Origin of the sequence: Paracoccus angustae (assembly GCF_042648745.1) — a bacterium.
Taxonomy (GTDB): domain Bacteria; phylum Pseudomonadota; class Alphaproteobacteria; order Rhodobacterales; family Rhodobacteraceae; genus Paracoccus; species Paracoccus angustae.
Map to the genome: position 1 here is coordinate 1 of NZ_JBHRXY010000024.1, position 18,828 is coordinate 18,828.

15 protein-coding genes are annotated in these 18,828 nt (G+C 58.8%); 7 read left to right on the forward strand and 8 right to left on the reverse strand.

Translation table 11 applies throughout. The features are described from left to right. Positions 1–110: 110 nt before the first annotated feature. The 4 genes from ACFOM8_RS17710 to ACFOM8_RS17725 form a co-directional block, all read right to left on the reverse strand. The gene (locus tag ACFOM8_RS17710) at positions 111–1,112 is read right to left on the reverse strand and encodes an ArdC family protein (protein ID WP_377763481.1); all 1,002 of its coding nucleotides are present in this window, start codon (positions 1,110–1,112) and stop codon (positions 111–113) included. 421 nt (positions 1,113–1,533) lie between these two features. Next, the gene (locus ACFOM8_RS17715) at positions 1,534–2,265 is read right to left on the reverse strand and encodes a hypothetical protein (protein ID WP_377763482.1); all 732 of its coding nucleotides are present in this window, start codon (positions 2,263–2,265) and stop codon (positions 1,534–1,536) included. 135 nt (positions 2,266–2,400) lie between these two features. Further along, on the reverse strand, positions 2,401–3,147 hold the full coding sequence (locus tag ACFOM8_RS17720; protein ID WP_377763484.1) for a helix-turn-helix domain-containing protein: 747 nt from the start codon (positions 3,145–3,147) through the stop codon (positions 2,401–2,403). Further along, positions 3,144–3,965 (reverse strand): TIGR04255 family protein, encoded by an 822-nt coding sequence (locus tag ACFOM8_RS17725; protein WP_377763486.1) that lies wholly within the window; start codon positions 3,963–3,965, stop codon positions 3,144–3,146. The genes ACFOM8_RS17720 and ACFOM8_RS17725 overlap by 4 nt, the downstream gene beginning before the upstream one ends. A gap of 429 nt (positions 3,966–4,394) precedes the next feature. Between ACFOM8_RS17725 and ACFOM8_RS17730 the strand changes: the two genes are divergently transcribed. Both ACFOM8_RS17730 and ACFOM8_RS17735 read left to right on the forward strand, forming a co-directional pair. Beyond that, on the forward strand, positions 4,395–4,658 hold the full coding sequence (locus ACFOM8_RS17730; RefSeq protein WP_377763487.1) for a hypothetical protein: 264 nt from the start codon (positions 4,395–4,397) through the stop codon (positions 4,656–4,658). Between the two features lie 47 nt (positions 4,659–4,705). Next, the gene (locus tag ACFOM8_RS17735) at positions 4,706–5,335 is read left to right on the forward strand and encodes a nucleotidyl transferase AbiEii/AbiGii toxin family protein (protein ID WP_377763488.1); all 630 of its coding nucleotides are present in this window, start codon (positions 4,706–4,708) and stop codon (positions 5,333–5,335) included. Positions 5,336–5,439: 104 nt separating this feature from the next. On the opposite strand, the gene ACFOM8_RS17740 is transcribed toward ACFOM8_RS17735, so the two are convergent. Then, positions 5,440–8,793 (reverse strand): DEAD/DEAH box helicase, encoded by a 3,354-nt coding sequence (locus ACFOM8_RS17740; RefSeq protein ID WP_377763490.1) that lies wholly within the window; start codon positions 8,791–8,793, stop codon positions 5,440–5,442. 174 nt (positions 8,794–8,967) lie between these two features. Here ACFOM8_RS17740 and ACFOM8_RS17745 point away from each other — a divergent pair, with 174 nt between their 5' ends. After that, positions 8,968–9,630 (forward strand): GNAT family N-acetyltransferase, encoded by a 663-nt coding sequence (locus ACFOM8_RS17745; protein WP_377763491.1) that lies wholly within the window; start codon positions 8,968–8,970, stop codon positions 9,628–9,630. Between the two features lie 154 nt (positions 9,631–9,784). Here ACFOM8_RS17745 and ACFOM8_RS17750 read toward each other — a convergent pair whose 3' ends face one another. After that, a complete protein-coding gene (locus tag ACFOM8_RS17750) occupies positions 9,785–10,192 on the reverse strand; it encodes a cupin domain-containing protein (RefSeq protein ID WP_377763493.1) in 408 nt (135 codons plus the stop codon). 125 nt (positions 10,193–10,317) lie between these two features. Beyond that, positions 10,318–10,629 carry a hypothetical protein gene (locus ACFOM8_RS17755; RefSeq protein ID WP_377763495.1) on the reverse strand — a complete coding sequence of 104 codons (312 nt, stop codon included), beginning with the start codon at positions 10,627–10,629 and terminating at the stop codon, positions 10,318–10,320. 400 nt (positions 10,630–11,029) lie between these two features. Here ACFOM8_RS17755 and repA point away from each other — a divergent pair, with 400 nt between their 5' ends. From repA to repC, 3 genes are all read left to right on the forward strand, one after another. Then, a complete protein-coding gene (gene repA, locus ACFOM8_RS17760; protein ID WP_377763496.1) occupies positions 11,030–12,295 on the forward strand; it encodes a plasmid partitioning protein RepA in 1,266 nt (421 codons plus the stop codon). Further along, entirely contained in the window at positions 12,271–13,299 is a 1,029-nt protein-coding gene (gene repB, locus ACFOM8_RS17765) for a plasmid partitioning protein RepB (RefSeq protein WP_377763498.1), read from the forward strand. Before repA ends, repB begins: the two co-directional genes overlap by 25 nt. A 247-nt stretch (positions 13,300–13,546) precedes the next feature. After that, positions 13,547–14,599 carry a plasmid replication protein RepC gene (repC, locus tag ACFOM8_RS17770; RefSeq protein WP_377763524.1) on the forward strand — a complete coding sequence of 351 codons (1,053 nt, stop codon included), beginning with the start codon at positions 13,547–13,549 and terminating at the stop codon, positions 14,597–14,599. A 2,590-nt stretch (positions 14,600–17,189) separates the two neighbouring features. Here repC and ACFOM8_RS17775 read toward each other — a convergent pair. After that, a complete protein-coding gene (locus ACFOM8_RS17775; protein ID WP_377763499.1) occupies positions 17,190–17,429 on the reverse strand; it encodes a hypothetical protein in 240 nt (79 codons plus the stop codon). A 724-nt stretch (positions 17,430–18,153) separates the two neighbouring features. Between ACFOM8_RS17775 and ACFOM8_RS17780 the strand changes: the two genes are divergently transcribed. Then, positions 18,154–18,759, forward strand: a complete 606-nt coding sequence (locus ACFOM8_RS17780; protein ID WP_377763501.1) for a hypothetical protein — start codon at positions 18,154–18,156, stop codon at positions 18,757–18,759. Positions 18,760–18,828: the final 69 nt, after the last annotated feature.

Here is an 18,828-nt window from a genome sequence, read left to right on the forward strand (position 1 = left end):
CTGCTTCGACGGACAGGTGGCAGAGACCACCCAAGCCAGGAATGCGCAAAATCAATGGGTCAGAGACGGCGCATACGGTGATCCTCCGGCACGTCCAGGCGCACACCTTGCTACACCGTGCCGGTGAGAACAGGAGAACCAGGGTGGCCCGCATCTGTTTTTTCGGATGCGGCGGGTGGTGTGAGAGCAGGCTGCTGCGCGTGCATCCAGTCGGCGGCCTGCTGGGCCTTGGCCGCAGCGGTGAACAGGGCGCGGGGGTCGTTCTTCAAGACGCGCAACCACGACGCAAGGTAGGCGGCATGGTCGGGACGCGGATGGTGGGCAATGCCGAGATCGGCAAGCACAAGGCCACTGAGGATCTCCACGCAGCATTCTTCCGCCGCGTAAGCAACTGAGCCGAACCGGCCCGACAGATCGCGGTCAAGCCTGTGCTTTGCCCCGGAGGCGTGACCGTGCTCATGCAGCCAGACACCGTAGAACGACGGGGCGTCCCGGAACGACCCGAAGTCCGGCATGACCACCGTATCCGACGAGGGACGATAAAAGGCGTCCGGCCCTCCGAACACGGTTGTGATCCCCAGGTTGGCGACAAAGGCCTCCGCCTGCGCCAAACGCTCGTTCTCCGACAGCAGGTGTGTGGGAGAACGCTCGTACCCGTCCACCTGGTCGACATTGAACACGGAAAAGGCGCGGGCAAACATCCGCACGCGGCCGATGTCGTCCTTGTCGGTATCCCCGGCCTCGTCAGACGAGGACACCTGCTTCCACAAGACGATGGTGGTCGAGCGCTCGCCCTTGCGTACCTGCGCCCCGGCCTCTTGCCACTGCCGATAGGTACCCCAAAGGCCATCGTTATACCCGAAGGCCATGGCTGCGGCCCATAGCGCCACGGTGTTAATGCCCCGGTAACGCCTGCCAGATGCCACGTTGGTCGGCCGGGCGGCACAACTTCCGTTGTGAAACCACGGTGCATGCCACTCCCCTGCCCCGTGTTCGATTGCCGCAATGATGGCGGCTGTGACGCGCGCGTAGGTGTCGGCCCGCGAACCGGCAGCATCGCCAACGCGTGCAGAATGCGTCAGCCGGTCGGCACCCTTGTTGTGTCTGGGCATCGCAATATCCTCCGCGACGGGGCGCCGGAGGCCTTTCCTCCGGTCTTCATCCCGTCACGCAGTGACCAGCCAAGCTTTGCCTCTCGAAACTCGAGGGATCCCTTGCGGTCGTCCACGAGCGCCGAAGCAAACGTCACGGTTAAAGCCTGATCTGCAGCCCACCACGCGCAGTGGTTCATTCATGATTGGAAAACAGAAGTCCCTTCAACCACACCCTACCGGCATAAAGGGCGGAAAGCCGCCGGTGGCGGTGCGGTACTACATCCCGCATCTCCTCAGAAAGCAGTCACTCGGTAGCCATTTCAGCGATAGCGTTTGGGCCGGTGCCTTACTGCATTTGAATCCGTGTTAGACGATCGAGACTACCCTCATCCCGCTGATTTTTATTCCTGGAGGGTTTCTCTGACCTACTACATCAAGGTCACAGCGGATTTTTATCCTCCTGATATCGCGCCGCGAAAGAAAGTGCATTGATGTCGAGAGCAACGCTCTCGACATAGTCGCGAGCGAGGAAGTCGTCGTAGGTTCCAAGTTGCAGGGACGGCTCGTCAAGCTCAAAACGACCTTGCCACGATAGCTTTGATAGAATTGCCTCAAATGCCGAAGCAATTTCCGCAATCTGAGCTTTTCTTTGATCTTCAGGTTTAAGAATTAGGAGAAACCTGACGCGAACATTTTCCGTGTCCCATGCGGCCGAGGGGCGGACCCGAAGCTCGGCAACTGACCGAGCGATACGGCCCATTTCAGCTTTCTCCTTGCCATATCCGTCCTTAAGCTTCTTTAGGAGAGGAGAAATCGATCTGTTGAAGTCGTCAGGAAAAGCGAAGCGGCCAAAGCAACGCTCGAGCGAACGGGCAAACTCCACTGCCTTGTATGGATCGGTGAAGCCCTGATTTCGTTGCCATGAGGCCAACAGGTCCTTGCTGATGGTCAAGGAGCGGGCAATCTCAGCGACAAGGCCTTCTGGTGCATTTTCGACTAGGGCTAAGCGCGGAACCGCTCCACGTCCGATCTCTGAGACACGACCCGAATCTACCTTCACCAACGGGCATACCACTACCCAAGGATTTCTAGCTGGATCGCTGACAATGTCGCACGTCTGAGAGACGACGACGAAGCCTGATGGGTCTTCCTCATCGAAATATGCCTCCAATCCCGTACCTTCTGGATTGCCTGACAGATCTCCATATATGAATGGCCCTGCGCCTAGGGCAAAGTCGCCCTGACGCCACACGTGTAGAGAGCTTTGTTGCTCAGGAGGTTCGCTCTCGGCCAAACTTGCGCCTCATCAACCTTTCCGACGCGCATTAGCGGGCCGGGCACGCGTTGGACGAACACTGGACTCGAAGTCAGCGACCGGTTCGCCTTGCCACTTCGATAGCCGTTCGCCCAAATCCTCTGGTCCCCAAGCCGCCACGGTGGACGGTAGCAACGGGGGAGCCACAGCGGCTCGTCCCTGACCGTGCCCGATCACCTGTCTAACGCAAGCGAACTCGCCGGCTTTGACTACATCAAGAAGGGGCTGTCCGTTGACAGATTCATTAAGTAGCAAGGCTCGGTTCGCTTCGGCACTACCCCGGTCGATGAACCGGAGCACAGAAATGACCTCCCCAACCCGCTTAAGGTTCTTCTCATCCATGGGTTTTCCAGCAGCCCAATTGTGCAGGGTCTTTGCGCTCACCCCGATCATTTCAGCAAGATGATGCCAAGTGAGGCCGGACAATTGACGCAGTTCGCGGACTAGTTCTATCTGCCGCGGCAGCAAAGCCTCATGGCGGTGAACATTCGCCAGAACGTCGAAGTTCGCGCTAGAGCCTTGCGCAAAAAGGTCCCCAAAATGCCTCGTGAGTTTTCCCACATTGAGAACATATCTGCGGTCGCTGCGCCTAGGGATCGAATGCTCAGAGTAGCTGCCGCTAAATGGAAAGATAGCCAGTGAAGCATCTTCCTCGGCAGCCCGTACCCAAGGATTGTCGTGATGTCCTGGTGGAGGCATGACTGTCAGCGCAAGTGCCGTTGCTAAGGTCTGCATCATTTGCTCCCTTCCTTGAAGCGCTCCAAAAACTGCGCCTTCACACTCCAACGGAAAAACGCATAGGCTCGATCAGCCATGGTGTTCATCTTCTCAATCAGGGGGATAGAGGTAAATCCATCTTCCGGCAGCCCTGAAGTTGTAAAAGAATCGATGTCGAGAAACCAACTTTGCACACCATTAGGCGGCGCTATATCCGGGTCATGGGTTGCACCCGCTGGCAGAAGCCCCCAACGTGCCAAAAGCAATCCTTCGGCAGTCTGGCATTGCGCTTGCGAGACAGCCATCTGAACGCCGTTTCGCAGCGTAGCAGAAGAAAGCCCCAGAAGCTCTGCCTCGACCAAGTTACCAAGATCATCAACGTCTTCTTGGCTATCGATCCTGTTTACGTAACGAAAACCAACACGGGTCGCTAGCGAAGGCTGGATGGTAGCTGCGAGGGAGTCGATGAGAAATTGAAATTGGCCCAAGAATTCTTCGCGCGACGTGTAACGCATCGTCTCGAGTGTCAAAGCAGACGGCGCGAGAGATAGTCGCCACTCACGACGAGGATCGAACATCCGCCAGATCACTTCCTCAGTCAGAGTGCTTGCAACTCCCCCCCCCTCAAGGCTGACATCGATCGCCTGCGCAACATCGCGCTCGATCACCGGGAACTGCCGACGAACAGCGTTCTGGAAGTCCCCGATAAACTGCTCCTTGCTGATATTTACGATCCGTGCAAACTGGACCTGACCCAAGACACGCACCAGGGGTGCAGTACCAAGTTGAGCCCGCTCGGGAGGTTTCCCGAAGAGCGGGTCCGCAATCCTGTCAGCCATGATCCCCCCTGTCTCGTGTTGCATACAACGCTACATCATGTGAACTAGAGTGTGAAGTAGGGGATTTAAAGATAGCTTTACTAAGAAACCCCTAAACATGCGTGCGTTGCTGTCCGCTCGTTCTGTCAAAGGCGAAACTGTGACGAGCAAACGTGCATGCCTCGCAGCCAGCTTCGCTGCAGTAAGAACGAAAGGCCGGATTAAAGAACGCGGTTTAGCAGCATCCGCCAGAGGTGAGCGGCAGCAAAGGGCCGGGTTCCACGCGATCTGCACGTGTGATAGCGGCTGAGCTGATCTCACCTGAGTCCTGCTACACCTCTTCTGCGCCGCGACGGAGAGCCACGTCTTGGTTGAGCCCGAACGTGGCATTGATTTTCTTGGCTTCTCGGACTATCTATCAAACGTCTCTGCTGGCAACAGGTTAGACAGATGCTTCCTGTCCTGTCGAAGGTTATGGCTACTGTGAACGCGCCCTATAGCGTGGCGGTAACGCCTGCCCAGCTCGCAGTCCGCATTGCCGATCCCGAAAGTGCTGTCGTCTGCGACCATGCGACCTTTGCATTTCTCTCGGAAGTATCTCTGAACCTGCAGCATGCCTTCATCGATGCAATGGCCGTCGACCCGGAAAAGGTTGCCTTGGTGGCCAGGAAGTTTTCTGACCTTGCCGGTTACAGGCTTCCGCTCGCATCCTGATGAATACCCCCAACCCGAGCCGATGGCCCGAGCTTTTCGACCAGGGAATGGCAATCATCGATCAAGCGAATGCAAATGGCATTGCCATGAACGACTGGACATTCGGTGGTGGCACTGCCCTCATGCTGCAGATCGGGCACCGTGATAGTCACGACATTGATCTGTTTGTCAGTGATGCCCAATATCTGCCCTTTTTGAATCCAGAAACCCAAGGATTCAAGCTTAGCCTCGTTCCGAGCGGCTACGAGACAGATGGCACTAGGGCCCTCAAGATCGTCTTTGATGGCGTCGGAGAGGTCGATTTCATCTGCTGTCCTACGGTCACAGACCACCCCTTTGAACAGGCAATTGTCAATGGCAGGGAGGTCAATCGCGAGACACCGGCGGAAATACTCGGGAAGAAGATCGTCTATAGGGGTGCAACACTGCAACCCCGTGATATGTTCGATATTGCCGCCACCGCTGTTGTGCTTGGCGAGCATGCTCTCGTTGCCTCACTAAAGCCTTTGGCGGAGGCAAGTGGCGTGGCTTTGAAGGTGGCTCGCGGAATGAATCCCGGACTGGCTCGAACGGTGATGAGCCGACTGATGGCACGTCCAGACTACCAGGATCTTTACCTGACTGCGCAAGACGTTGCTTGCAGGGTGCTGCAGCGGGTGGCTGGCGAGACAAGGTGACGACGGGGCGCTTCGTTGCGCCGCTCAGACAGAAAGAGCACAACAGCGGGACCACATGGGTCGCGGGATTTCAGCCGGCGCAAGGAGGTCTTCGATCGGTCATGTCAGCCAATCAATGGTGCGAAGAGATCCTGCAGCGTAGCCTCGTCCAGGATCGGCAAGCTGCTGTCGGTGTTCTCGTCAAACAGGGCGTCGGCCAGGGCCTGCTTTCTCGCCTGGAGGTCCAGGATCTTTTCCTCGACCGTTCCCACGGCGACGAGGCGATGGACGAAGACCGGCTTTGTCTGGCCGATCCGATGGGCGCGATCCATGGCTTGACGCTCGACCGCCGGGTTCCACCAAGGATCGAACAGGATCACCGTATCCGCCTCGGTCAGTGTCAGCCCCACGCCTCCGGCCTTGAGGCTGAGCAGGAAGACCGGGGCGTCCCCGCGGGCGAAGGCGTCGAGAACGGCGGCGCGGTCGCGTGTCTCGCCTGTCAGGCTGAGGCTTGCAATTCCGACTGCGCTCAGATCAGCCTCAATCAAGCGCAGCATCTCTACGAATTGCGAAAAGACCAGGACTCGGCGGCCCTCGGCCACGAGCTCGGCCAGCAATTCGCGCAAGCGGTCGCGCTTGGCACTGTCGGTGACCGAACGCGCGGCTCCGGTCTTGACCAGAGTGGGATCGCAGCACACCTGCCGCAGCTTGAGAAGCGCATCAAGCACCGTGATCCGCGCGCCGGCAAGGCCTCGGCTGCCGATTGCTTCGCGTACACGCTGGTCCATGGCGCTGCGCACCGCCTCGTAGAGCCCCTGCTGGGCCTTGGGCAGGCTCACCCGCTCGAGGATTTCGGTACGCGGCGGCAGTTCCGCGGCCACCTCCTCCTTGGTGCGGCGCAAAAGAAAGGGGCGCAAGCGGCGGTTCAGGCGGGCCTGTGCGCCAGCATCGCCATGCTTCTCGATCGGGGTGCGGAACAGGGCCTGGAAGCGCTTCCGATCGCCCAGAAGCCCCGGCACTACCCAGTCGAACAGCGTCCAGAGATCCCCGAGCGAATTCTCCATCGGCGTTCCGGTCAGGGCGATGCGCCCCTGGGCCGGGATCTCCCGCAGAGCCTTGGCCAGGTGCGATGCCGGGTTCTTCAGGGTGTGGGCCTCGTCCAGAATGACCAGCGGCCATTGCTGCCCGGCCAGCCAGTCGCGATCCCGCGCCAGCAGGGGATAGGTGGTGATCACAAGATCGGCCTCGCCAAGCCGCTTGCGCAGGGCTTGGCGGTTCGGACCATGAAGGACCAGCAGGCGCAACTCCGGGGCAAATTGCGCGGCCTGGACCTGCCAACCGTGCAGCAGGCTTGTCGGCACGATCAGGAGTGCCGGGAGCGTGCCGCCCGCCTCGCGCCGGGCCTGCAGCAGCGCCAGCGTCTGGACCGTCTTGCCCAGCCCCATGTCATCGGCCAGAATCGCTCCGAAGCCGGCGCTCACCAGCCCCGTCATCCATGCCGCGCCAAAAGCCTGGTAAGGGCGCAGTTGCGCCGTCAGGCCGGCAGGGGGGTGCAGGTTCTCGCCCCGGGCCAGGGCGTCGAGATGCCGGGCAAGGGGCAGGATACCGGCATGGTCCGAAAACCGCACCGTGCTTCCCTCCAGCGCCTCTTCCACAAGTCGCGCCACCCCGGCATCCGTGGGATGATGCAGGGCGCCCAGTTCGGCATGATGGCTCAGGAAGAGATGGAGAAGCGGTGCGAGGGGCGAGAGATCCAGCGCCGCATAGCTGTTCTTGCCCCGGTCGAGATAGATCGGCCGGACGGAAAGCTGCTGCCTGAGGGTCTCGACATCGGGCACCTCCTCCCAGTCCTCGCGGATTTGCTCGAGGCAGGCCGCCAGCAAGGGAGCGATGTCGAGAGTCTGGCCGCCGATCTCGGCGGTGAAGCCCAGCGAGAACCAGTCCTGGCCCCCAAAGGACTCCCCTCTTTCCCCCCTTGTGGAGACCGAAAGGGAAGCGGCCTCGGGGCTGAGGCGATAGGGCCATTTCGCCGTCTCGGTGATCTCCCACCCTTCGTCGCGAAGCGCCGGCAGGAGACCGAAAGCGAAGTGCAAGGCATCTCGCTTGTCGGTCATCCGAAGGAGATGCAGGCTCATCTCGCCTTCTGCGAAGACGAAATCGCAGCCCGCCATCCGCTCATTTGGCCAGTGGACCTCCAGTTCCTCGACCGGAAGGGCGCCCGCCGCCAGCAGCCGGCTCCTGCAGGAGGCTTCCCAATCATGGTCCCGGATCAGGCTGACCACCTCCCCGGCCAGGACGAGGCGCGGATCGGTGCCATCCTCCGGGACCTCGATTCCGTCATAGGCAAAGCGCAGGGTGAGAGTCGGCAGCAGATGGCTATTGCCCCAACCACGCGGACCGTCCTTCGCCAGCTCGGCCCCCAGGGTTAGCCGGGCGCAGCGCACCTCGGCCGCGCGCTTGATCCGCCGCGTCTTGCGCAAAGGCGGCAGGGACATCCCCGCGACCACCTCGGGCAGAACCGCGCCGAGAGCCTCGGCCTCCTGCGGCGAAACGACTGGGCCAGAGGTGAGGTTCCGCAGCGCGGCATCGTCGACCGCCCGGGCCAGACGGCCCATAAGACCGCCTGGTCGATCCAGCCAGATCGTGGCCCCCTCAAGCGTCCGGAGTTCGAGCGCCCGCCCGGCCTCATCCTCGAAGCCAAGCTGCTGGTTACCATCTGCCGTCATCCGCCAGCCGAGCCGGGCGTCAGGAAGGTGGTCGGACCAGGTGAGATGGGCCTCCGGCGCAGTGTCGTGCAGGAACCGGCCGCTGTCGCAGAGCCTGCGCAAAAGGGCAGTTACCTCTTCTCCGCGCGGCCGCAGGAGTTCGGGTAGACCATAGCTGTAGGGTGCCTCCCAGAGCCGCGTCTGGGCCAGGGCGGAGAGCAGGTCGAGATCCAGGGGGCGGATGAATTTGGCGGGGGCGACACTCCGCATTTCGCGCAGAATGTCATGTCGGCGAATGGTCTGGTTCAGGCCGGTCCCTGTGGCATTGATGCGGCCCTTGTAAATGTCAATCTTGACCTGCGACCCAGTAGGCATGAGCACGTAGAGCAGGCGGTCCTTGACCGTGTCCGGGTAGTCCTGCGGTCGCTCCACGGCGAGCTCGGATCGCGGGGCATAGGTGGCGAGGCTCTGCAGCCAGTTGCGTGTTGCAAAGCTCAGACCGGTGCCGACGCCGGGAGAACCGCGCTCGCTCCAGGTGATCAGCGCGGCTGCCACATGCTTGCAATTGTAGCCTATCGGGCAGGAGCAGATGCCTTCGACAAGATCGTCCCGCACTGCAATATGCTGCTGATAGGTCCGGCCCCGATAATTCGTGACCCGCGCCTGCAGATGCCCATTCGGCAGTAGATCGACCGATCGCACGAACCCGCGTCGGCTATAGTCCCTCCCACGTTCTGCCGTAAGGCGGTCAAACTGGTCTTCCAACTGCATCATGCACCAACGTCCCATGCCAGTATGCTTGTCTCCTGTCCGTGGTCGGATGATTTGGAACAGGCGTCTTGATTTTGCTCTGCAGGGCACTGGCTCTGTGGATCAAGGTTATGCTGCCTGGCGCTGATGGATCAAGTATACCGGGAACTGTTTGAGCTCTGAGGAAGGACACAAACCATGGATCTGGCAGATTGGTCGGCAAGGCCGCGCCCGGTGCGGGCACCACGGGAGGGGTGCTATGTGCGGCTGGAGCCATTAGGGCACCAGCATGCCGACACGCTTTTCCAGGCCGCAACGGCCGGCGGCGCAGAGGACCGTTTTCGCTGGCTGTTTGAAAGCGCCCCTCGGAACCGCGCCGAGTTCGACGCGTGGATCGAGACCGCGTCCGCTTCAAGCGATCCCCTGTTCTTTGCGGTGATCGACAAGGAAACAGGCCGAGCGGAAGGCCGCCAAGCCATGATGCGGATTGACCAGGCTCATGGCGTCATCGAAATCGGCAACATCATGTGGGGGCCTGCGCTTCAGCAAACGCGGATGGCGACCGAAGCGCTTTACCTGTTTGCCGACCATGTCTTTGCCCTCGGCTATCGATGCTTCGAGTGGAGGTGCAATGACCTGAATGCCTCCTCCAAGCGTGCGGCCATCCGCTTCGGCTTCCAACCCGAGGGTCTGTTCCGCCAGCACATGGTCGTCAAGGGTGCCAATCGAGACACCGCCTGGTTCGCCATGACCGATCAGGATTGGAAGCGCCTGTGCCCGAGCTATCAGGCATGGCTATCACCTGACAACTTCGACGCGTACGGTCGGCAAGTACGGAAGCTGGAGGACTACAGGTCATGACGGGACCAACCGCATCAGACAAGCGCATCGCTTTCCGGCATATGCATGAGAGTGGGTTTTTCCTTTTGCCAAACGCCCTACTCCCTTCGACGCCGCTTTCAAGCTATGAGCACGTGCCTGGCGCTGTCCGGCCCCGCCAGGGCCGCCGGAGCGCCTAGTGCGGCACGAGCGCATCAAGCTCGGGCAGCAAGGTCACGCTCTCCTGTTCATTCGGATCGGTTCGCGCGATTACTGCCACCACAGGCTCTGGTCCGGAATTGAACGGCAGGTGCGGCTCGCCGGCCGGAATGTAGAGCATGTCTCCTGCCCCTACTCGCAGGCAATGCTGGAGCCGATTTCCCTGCCACATTCCCGCCGCCCCGCTCAGCACATAGATCGCGGTCTCGTGGGCGCTGCGCAGATGCGCCTTGGCACGTCCGCCCGGCGGGATGGTGAGAAGATGCATGCAGAGGCCTTGAGCACCAACACTTTGGGCTGAAATCCCTTCAAGATAGCTGAACCCTTGCTTGCCATCGTAGGTTTCGCCCGACCGGATCAGACGGCATTGCGCTTGATTACTCATCACAGCCCCTCCCTTTAACATGGATCAAGCCTATCATACCCTATCAGCCTGGTTCTGGCTGCCGCTTCCACGATGACAGCATCGTTGACGCTCCCTGCCCCAAATACCGGGGCAAATACGAGTGCCTAACACCAGAAGCCTCGGTCAAGCGTCTGCTTGAATCTCATCAGAGCCTGTCGCAGCATCCGGGCGGGCTCGTCCTCAACCAGGATCGTCTGGATGCCCTGGTGCCGATCGAGCCTACCGCAGTGGGAGAACGGCAAATCATCAAATAGGTTAAAGACAACATCGACGCGCTCAGCTTCATGAAGGTCGATGTGCTGGCGCTCGGCATGCTCACCTGCGTGGCCAATCCGGCGCGTCGCCTCGCGAGAGCCGATCTCTCCGCAGTTACGGGCGGCGAGAAAATCGTCTGTCGTTAAAGGCTTCTTAATCAACCCCCCGCACGTTGCCTGTGCATAGGGGCACAGAACTGTGCAGCCAGCTGCAATCTTCCGCGTTCGAGATGGCGAGTCGGCTCACCATGACTTCTTCCCGGTTGTTTTAACCCGCTTCTACAGCCCTCTTCCTAGCGCATGCTTTGCTCGACAGCCAGAACCCTGTCCCCTGTGTCAATCATGCCTCAGTGCCAAGAACATAGTTAAGTGTCTGAATTAATTGAGGTTTTTGTTGCAGACTGGGGCAGCCCCCACTTGCTTCTCTCTTCAAGCGGATTAAACCGACTAAAAAGGGATTGCCGGAATCGTGATCGCGTGGCACTCACTGTATTAACGCCAACTGGGGCGCAACTGAGGCGCTGACCGTTAACACCCCTCAGAGACTGCAAGAGAGGCAACAGTGAATAATCAGGTTCCACTCAAAGCAAAGCGCACCCCTGTCGGTATTGGCAGCATAAGCAGGTATGCCGATGCGCTTGCAAGGTCTCTCGATGAAGAGATGCGCAAAGCCTACCAACCCACAGAACGGAAGACTCTAAGGCGCTTCAATGTCAGCGAAGTGGCCGAACTCACAGGCATAAGTCCGTCGAACTTCCGTGTACGGCACAAGGAAGGCTCTTTCCCCGAGGTGGAAACCGACACTCGGGGGCATCGCACCTATTCGGCAGAGGATATCGACCAGATCCGGGACATAATGTTCCGGACCGGCAAGAATCCCAACCTTTACCGCCCCGGGCGCAAACCGGGCGACGCAATGCAGATCATCAGCATCGTCAACTTCAAGGGCGGGAGTTCGAAAACTACGACAACGATCCACTTGGCGCAGCGATATGCTCTGCGAGGCTATCGGGTGCTCGCCCTTGATATGGATCCCCAAGGATCTCTCTCGACGTTCTTCGGGTATCGGCCAGAGTTGGACTTCGAGGAAGAAGGCTCTCTTACGATCTACGATGCGCTTCGCTACGAGGATCTCGAAGAAGGGCAGCGCCGCGCCCCCCTGAAGGAAGTGATCCGCAAGACCTACTTCAAGAACCTCGACATGTGTCCTGCGAGCCTCATGCTGTCGGAATATGAGACAGAGACGGCAGGCGCCCTCAGCCGTGCCGCAAGCGGCAAGGGCCGCGATTCAATCTTTGCCGTTCGCCTTGCAGAGGCTCTTCAGGGTGTAGAGGACGACTACGACCTGGTGCTCATCGACTGCCCTCCGCAACTTGGCTTCACGACACTGACATCCCTCGCCGCCTCCACCGGCCTTATCGTCACTGTTGTCCCGGGCATGCTTGACGTAGCATCCATGAGCCAGTTTCTGAAGCTTGCTTCCGAAACCATGGAGGTGATCGGCAAATCCACCGGCCAGGAACAGCAATGGGATTTCGTTAAGTTCCTGATCACCCGCTACGAGCCCTCGGACGGCCCTCAAACTCAGATGGCGAGCTTTCTGCGCCATATCCTTGGCAAGCAGGTGCTCATCAATCCAATGCTTAAGTCCACGGCGATCAGCGATGCTGGCATGACTCAGCAGACAATCTACGAAGTGGACCCGAAGCAGCTTGTAAAGGCAACTCTCGATCGGGCTTTAAACAGCATGAATGCGGCCGCTGGTGAAATCGAGGCGGTCATCCAAGAAGCGTGGGGGCGAGAATGGCACGTAAGCTCTTCGGAATGATCGAGGCGGGCGCTCGGGGCCTGGTCGATGAAGAGGAAGACGTAAACGGAAGCTCCGAGTCGGCAGAGAGCCCTGCCCCAAGCCGGATGCTCTCCACTACCCGTCTTTCGGACGGGCTTTTGAGCCTACAGGCGAACTCGATCCGTGATCTTGACCCCTCCACGATTATTCAGTCAGGGGCGCGAGATCGCATTGATCTCAAGGCGGACGGGATCAAGGAGCTTGCGAAGTCCATCCGGGAGCATGGTCAACATGTTCCCGTGCTGGTGAGGCCGCTGACGGGCCACATCGACCGCTATGAGATCGTCTACGGACGGCGTCGGCTAGCAGCAATACGGCTCCTTGGCGGTGACATGACCGTAAAGGCAATCGTTCGCAAGATGGGAGACGAGGAGGCCATTGTCGCTCAAGGGCACGAGAACAACCTGCGCCTTGATCCCTCTCATATCGAGAAGTCACTCTTCGCCGCGGAGTTGCGCCAGAAGAAGTTCTCGAACGATATCATTATGGAAGCCCTGAACGTCGATCGCTTCGCTATCTCGAAGATGGTCAAGCTCATCGATGATATCCCTGAGGAATTGATCGACATGATCGGTCCAGCCCATGATATCGGCCGTAGACCATGGCGCGAGCTTGGCGATCTGGTCATCTCTGGGAAGATTGATGCAGTTGCGATAGCCCGAGTGGCGCTCGAGCGCTCAGATAAGGAAGCTACCAGCTCCGAACGCTTCCGCATCATTCATCAGGCACTGCGACAGGAAGTCCTTGCTGCAATGCAGCGTAAGAATGCTGCATTGCAGCAGTTGGTCCATGGACCAACTCGCAGATTGGTGGGTGAGAGAGGACCTGGTCCGGCTTTTGAGTTCAAGACAGGGCGCCGCGCCCTGTCCCTAAGCTTTAGAACAAGCGACAATCCGGAATTCGGCGGCTGGCTGGAGCGGAACATCGACAAAGTCGTGTCCGATCTCCACGACCGCTGGATGCGTGAGGGCAAGGAGGAGTGACCCCCCTGCCCTTTTTCCATCATCCCCAAAAGCAAGGAGCACATCAGAAGAACGGATAAAAATAGAGCCCCCCGAAGTCATCCTCGGAGAGCCCTGATTAGTGCCTAGCAACACTGATCTAACAGCTCCCCTACCACTGCGTCAATAGCGGCCCACAAGGCCGACCAAATTTCTGTTGGCTGTTGTCATCTCATGACAACGCAGCGGGATGTCTTCGCGTGGCCGCCGGGCTTCGCGTGAACTGAACATGGAACCAGATCTACAAATTTCCCAGGCCGTGGCCCATGGGCCAACGTCATCCGCTCAATCGGTTGACATGGCCAAAATGTGGTCCGCCCATCGCTGTGTCTCAACGGCCAAGAAGCTGTATGGGCTTGGAAGTGGGGCCATCTCGACGCTCCGTGCTTTGATAAGCTTTCTGCGTGAAGGAGGAGCCTCAATCGTATTCGCCTCCAATGTCACCATTTGCAATCGGGCGGAGAACCAATCGGAGCGAAATCTGAGGAGGCATATAGCCCAACTCGCAAAGGCCGGCCTCATCAGAAGGCGTGACAGCCCGAATGGCAAGCGGTACATGATCCAGCACCCCGACGGGCCCGTTGAGGCCTTCGGTCTGGACCTCTCGCCTCTTTTGAGCAGACAAGAGGAACTCAAAGAGGCGGCCGCGGCAGTCAATCGCGAGCTGCACCTCATCAAGTTCCTTCGTAGACGGATGTCGTCCCTCCTCTATCATGCCGGCCTACTCGGCCATTTCCATCTTGTAGAGGAGTATCAGTCTGCACGTAGGCGCAAGCTCGCCTCGTCCGACCTCCAGGCAATCTGCGACAAACTACAGGCTGTCTTAGATCAAGGCAGCGTTCTCGAACAGCAAGAGGCACCAGCAAAACCGCAGGAGATTCTGACCGGCAATGACGGCCAATCTGTCCGCCATAAGATCAACACTGAATACAAAGTAAAAGATATTGATTGTGCCGCTCAGGCGGAAAGCGGTACGCCTACCGAAGCCGATCTGCTGAGAAGAATACAGGCCGCCTGCCCCGAAGCTCTTTCCTATGCTGCCAGAAACCCTTCGAACATGTGGGAGGTCGAAGAACACGCTCTCACCTTAGGAACCTGGTGCGGGATCAGTCGGGAACTGCTGACCACCGCAGTGGCGCGAGCGGGCCGGAAAAAGGTTGCAGTAGCCATCCTGGGTCTTTTCGAACGCAAGGACCGCATCAGGAACCTACCCGCCTACTTCAACAGCTTGATATTAGGACGGCGAGCAGCAGGCTTTGACCCTATCCGGCTTCTGTCATGACAGCTTTTACACAGTCAGTGGCTTACAGGCCATCCTGCAAGGACGCTGGTCACATCTGCGTAATGCTCCCGATCCTTTCGTGGATGGACGTCATCTGCCGATCTACCAGGGCTTCCAGGACTATGTTAGGCATGGGCTCTTCCACCACGCGCCACCCGACCTACCATTGGGATAGCCCTCTCTGCAGCGGAAGCACGCATCAAGGGCAGCGCCGATTTCCTCACGGCTCTATTGGATTGATGCCCGGTAGCTCGGAAGGTTCTTCGGCTTCACTGCCTAAGAACACTATGGGCTCCAGGTCCATGCTTCTGTTGGTGCTGGATGCGCCCAGGCTAGCGCCCCGGTTCTCCTCTTATAGTCACTATTCAAACGGCTCTAGGTAGCAGCAATGGTGTCTGAGTGGGCATCCTCAATGTAGTGCAAGACGCCGTAGTGGTCCGTCACTGGGACGTGTCACTAAAGTAGGCCAAACACATGCTGACTCCCCAGCATCCATCAGCACTGGATGTTTCAGTGAGACATAGCGGTCGTCAAGATGGCCCGTGGTCCCGCTGTCTTGCATACTCGGCAGAGATTGCTCTCCTCACCTCCCCACGCAGCAAAATGTTCACGTTTCGAATCATCCAAATGCAACGAGTAGATCTTCGAAGTTTTCAACAAATTGAGCGGTTAGTGACGGGCATCACGGCGATGAGGTAGAAAGCCAAGTGAGAGAATTGATCCAAGGACCAACATTGTAGTAATCGCTGCAAACTTTGGCGGGAGCCGAAAGAAAAACTCCAATGCGTTCGAGAGCATCACAGTAACGCGAGTACACGACTGGACACTGGGTGTTGAGGAACTAAGTGGACAAACCTGCGTCGCTGCATGACGTGTGCTCGATCAAGAGTTTGCTCAGGTGCCGTATTTTATCTTCTGACAAGGGAATTGGTCCATGGACCAATTCCGAAGTTCTAAACTGAAGCTACATCGCTGGTTGTCTGCCTACGGCTTCCACAGTTGAAGCTCCAAAGACTGCCGGTAAGGAGCGAATACAAAGCCTCCTGCCTAGGCGGGATGTGCCGCTAAACACTTGGCACTGATCCATTGATCAAGGTTGCTCCAGAATTTCCGTCTGACACATTTCTCCCGGATCGTAAGTTCCTGCGGTAAAGCCAGTAGGTGCATTTACCGGATCAGTCAGAACAGCGCAGTTGGTCCATGGACCAACCAGAACGTTGCAGAGTCGCGGCAGTTTGGCCTTTGAAACATCCATGACTTCTACAGAATGCACTCTGTAGAACGCGAGGCGCCTTATAAGGGTAGAGCCACAGCGACGTCCGCACTTTGAATCGCGCAAAATTCACTCTCGTTTAGGGACCGATGCTGATCAGACAAGCATTATGACACATTGATGGAGGAGATCGTGCATCTACCTGGACAATTATCCGTCAAAAGGCGGCTTCTAGGCAGATTAACTATGTTCTGTTGGAGCGACATCAGTGTAGGGTTTCGAGTACTCCATGTTTGCCTGCACCTTGCAGACCACCAAATGCATTCCATGCGCCAAATCGCTCTCCTTCTCAGTAACCTTCGCAGCGATTTGATAAACGTCGGAATGGTGAACATCGGCTTTCTGCATTGGTCCGTGGGCAAATTCTTGTTGCGCCGACATGCAACGCTCGCAATTTAGGCCGCAATCGTGTGCCGCCGCAGACAGTACGCCAATGCCGTACTTGAAAGGGCAGGGGCTAGCTTACTCCTTTGCTCAAGATCACACTCGATCAAAGGGACTCCTCATCATCATCTGCCGAGCTAACGAATGGTGCCAGAAATAGCGTACGCGCAAGCTTTGATGACGCCCGCGCACATCTAAAAGCCAGACGGGCTTCCCTTACTTCGACAACTGGCCCAGTACAATGAATGCGAACATACTGCTATGAGCCGTTTCGAACGATGGACGAGCGTTCAGGCCGTTTGAGCAGGCTCCACGTACTGTCGCGACATTGCTGCCTGCAGGCTAGCCGCGCGCTGCTCCCTTCTGCCGGATATCTTCTCCAACGGCTCAAAGCTGGTGACTTTGGCGATTGAGCTTGGGCCAAGGCCCAACTCTTTATCCTGTCGCGTAGTAGGGCTCGAGGGTATTACCGCAAGGGAGGAGCTCACTTGCCCGATCTCGTTGCTAAGATACGCGCAAGGCCCCGGCGTGCTACGTCGGCGGCCCAGGCCTGCTTCTCGTGGATAATCGCACATCCCGCCGCGGGCACCTCCCACGCCATTGCTCCAGCCTCTGATTGCACTCGGACATCTAGGTACCGTCAATCACCGTCATCCAACACAACCAAGTTCTTGGCCTCGGGAAGCCAGTGTACACTGTCAGGATGGTTTATAAAACGGTCGTTTGAAGAGCGCTGCACAAGGACGGGTTGCCGGGAGCGCTTCGCCACAAGGCAGCGTTTGCTGCACCTCCTACTGTCTGCAGGGCGTCCTGTCCTTGGACCTCTCGCTCCACTGCCTGCTTCGGCGAGACGCCCCTGGTGGCGAGCAGCAGGTTTTTGTCTGCCTATCCTGTGATCCGCATCAAGGCTGTTATACGCGGGTATGAGACAAATCAGTAAGCGTCCGGTCTGACTGCCCTGCCGCGCGGTGAGGGTAACTGGGGCAGATTCCGGGGCAATGTGAGTTTCGCCGGTTGCGCGCCCACCAGATCGGGCAGCGTGGGGACACGCTCTCCAGTGCCGCTGAGGCCGAGGCGATCGCCGAGATAGGCAAAGAAGGAGATGCCGAGCTTTTGGCAGGTCTTCATCAACCCGAGCATGACGTCGCGTGCCTGGCGGCCATCGGCGCTCATCGTGCCACCTGAGATCCGGCACTTGGTGACGCAGGCGCGCAGGTCGTTTCCGAGGCATTGGTGTGGAACGGGATCTCTGGTCGCTCCAGCACCTTCAGCAGCTCGTGCTTTCGCCTGTGCAGGCGAGCAGCAACTGACCCAGCTTATGATAGCGGCTGCACTGTCCGAAGATGCCGTCGAAGCGTTGGGCGAGAATGGGCTGTTCCTCGCAGACGGCTTCTGTTCCCAGAGCTTCAGATCGCGGTAGAGGCTCCTGGTCTGATCTCGGACCGCGCTGGCGCTCATCGGGGAGATGGTCGGGACAGGCTGACTGGTGAACGTGACCTCGCGGCGCGTGGCGCGCTTCTGGGCGCTTCCATCCCTCGGCTTGCGGATGAAGACTTCGCCCCCGAGACTGGCACGAGGCGATTTCCCGCGCGCCGCCGGTTCAGTTCGCCCTGTCTATCTGGAGGAAACCAGCAGGTCCTGGGCGGGCTGAAGAGCAATTCGACGAGAGGCGCCTGTCCCGTGCCTTCGAGGCCTTTGATGCCGCCATGGATGTCGGCTTCGATCGTCCGGTTGTGGCAAGGCAGCCAAGGTTAGCCGCTGGCCGCGCGTCTCTTGATGCGAAAGGTCGGTGGAGGCCGGGTGGCGACCACTGCCGGACATGGGTCGATGATCCCAGCATGATGAAGGGGTGAAAGCAGTGAATGACAGGATGCGGTTCCGATCCGGCCAAAGACGGATGCTCATGGTCTGCCTGCCGCTTCTTTTGGCCGTCCTGCAGTCCCCGAACCCCAGCTTGGCGCAGGGCGACGAGCCGCCTGCCTATACCGAGGGCACCTTTTCGGGCAGGCTGCTGGCCGAGATCCACTCCACGGCCAGCATGATCCCCCATCGCAATTACGGCACTGCCACGGCGCGGTTCGATGCCTTGCCGGACGGAAGGACGCGCTTGACCCTGTCCGGCACCATCAAGCAGGAGGGCAATGCGGGTTTTTCGGTCACGGGGCGATACGGCCCCGCCGGCTTTCGAAGTGACGACAAGGCGATCACCCTGTCCATCGACCCCGAGGGCCGGATCACCGGTGACGAAATCGAGGATGGACAGAGTTATACCCTTTCAGGGCGGATCTCTGCGGACGAGCTTGAGTTGCAGGTGCAAAACCGTCCGGTTCCGGAAACCGGGGCCACGTCCGTCACCGGCATCGACTTCACCTACAGCCTGACCAATGACCTGGCCGAACCGGAAGGCGGCACCTGCAAGGACATCCGCTACGAGATGCGCCCGGTCGCCAGCATCGGCGACGGCACCATGAGCATGATCAGCGTTCCCGTCTGCCTGCGATAGACGTCGCAGCTTTGCTTTTCCGGAAAAGTGTTGCCATGAACCTACCGCTGCTGCTCATGGTCCCGCTGC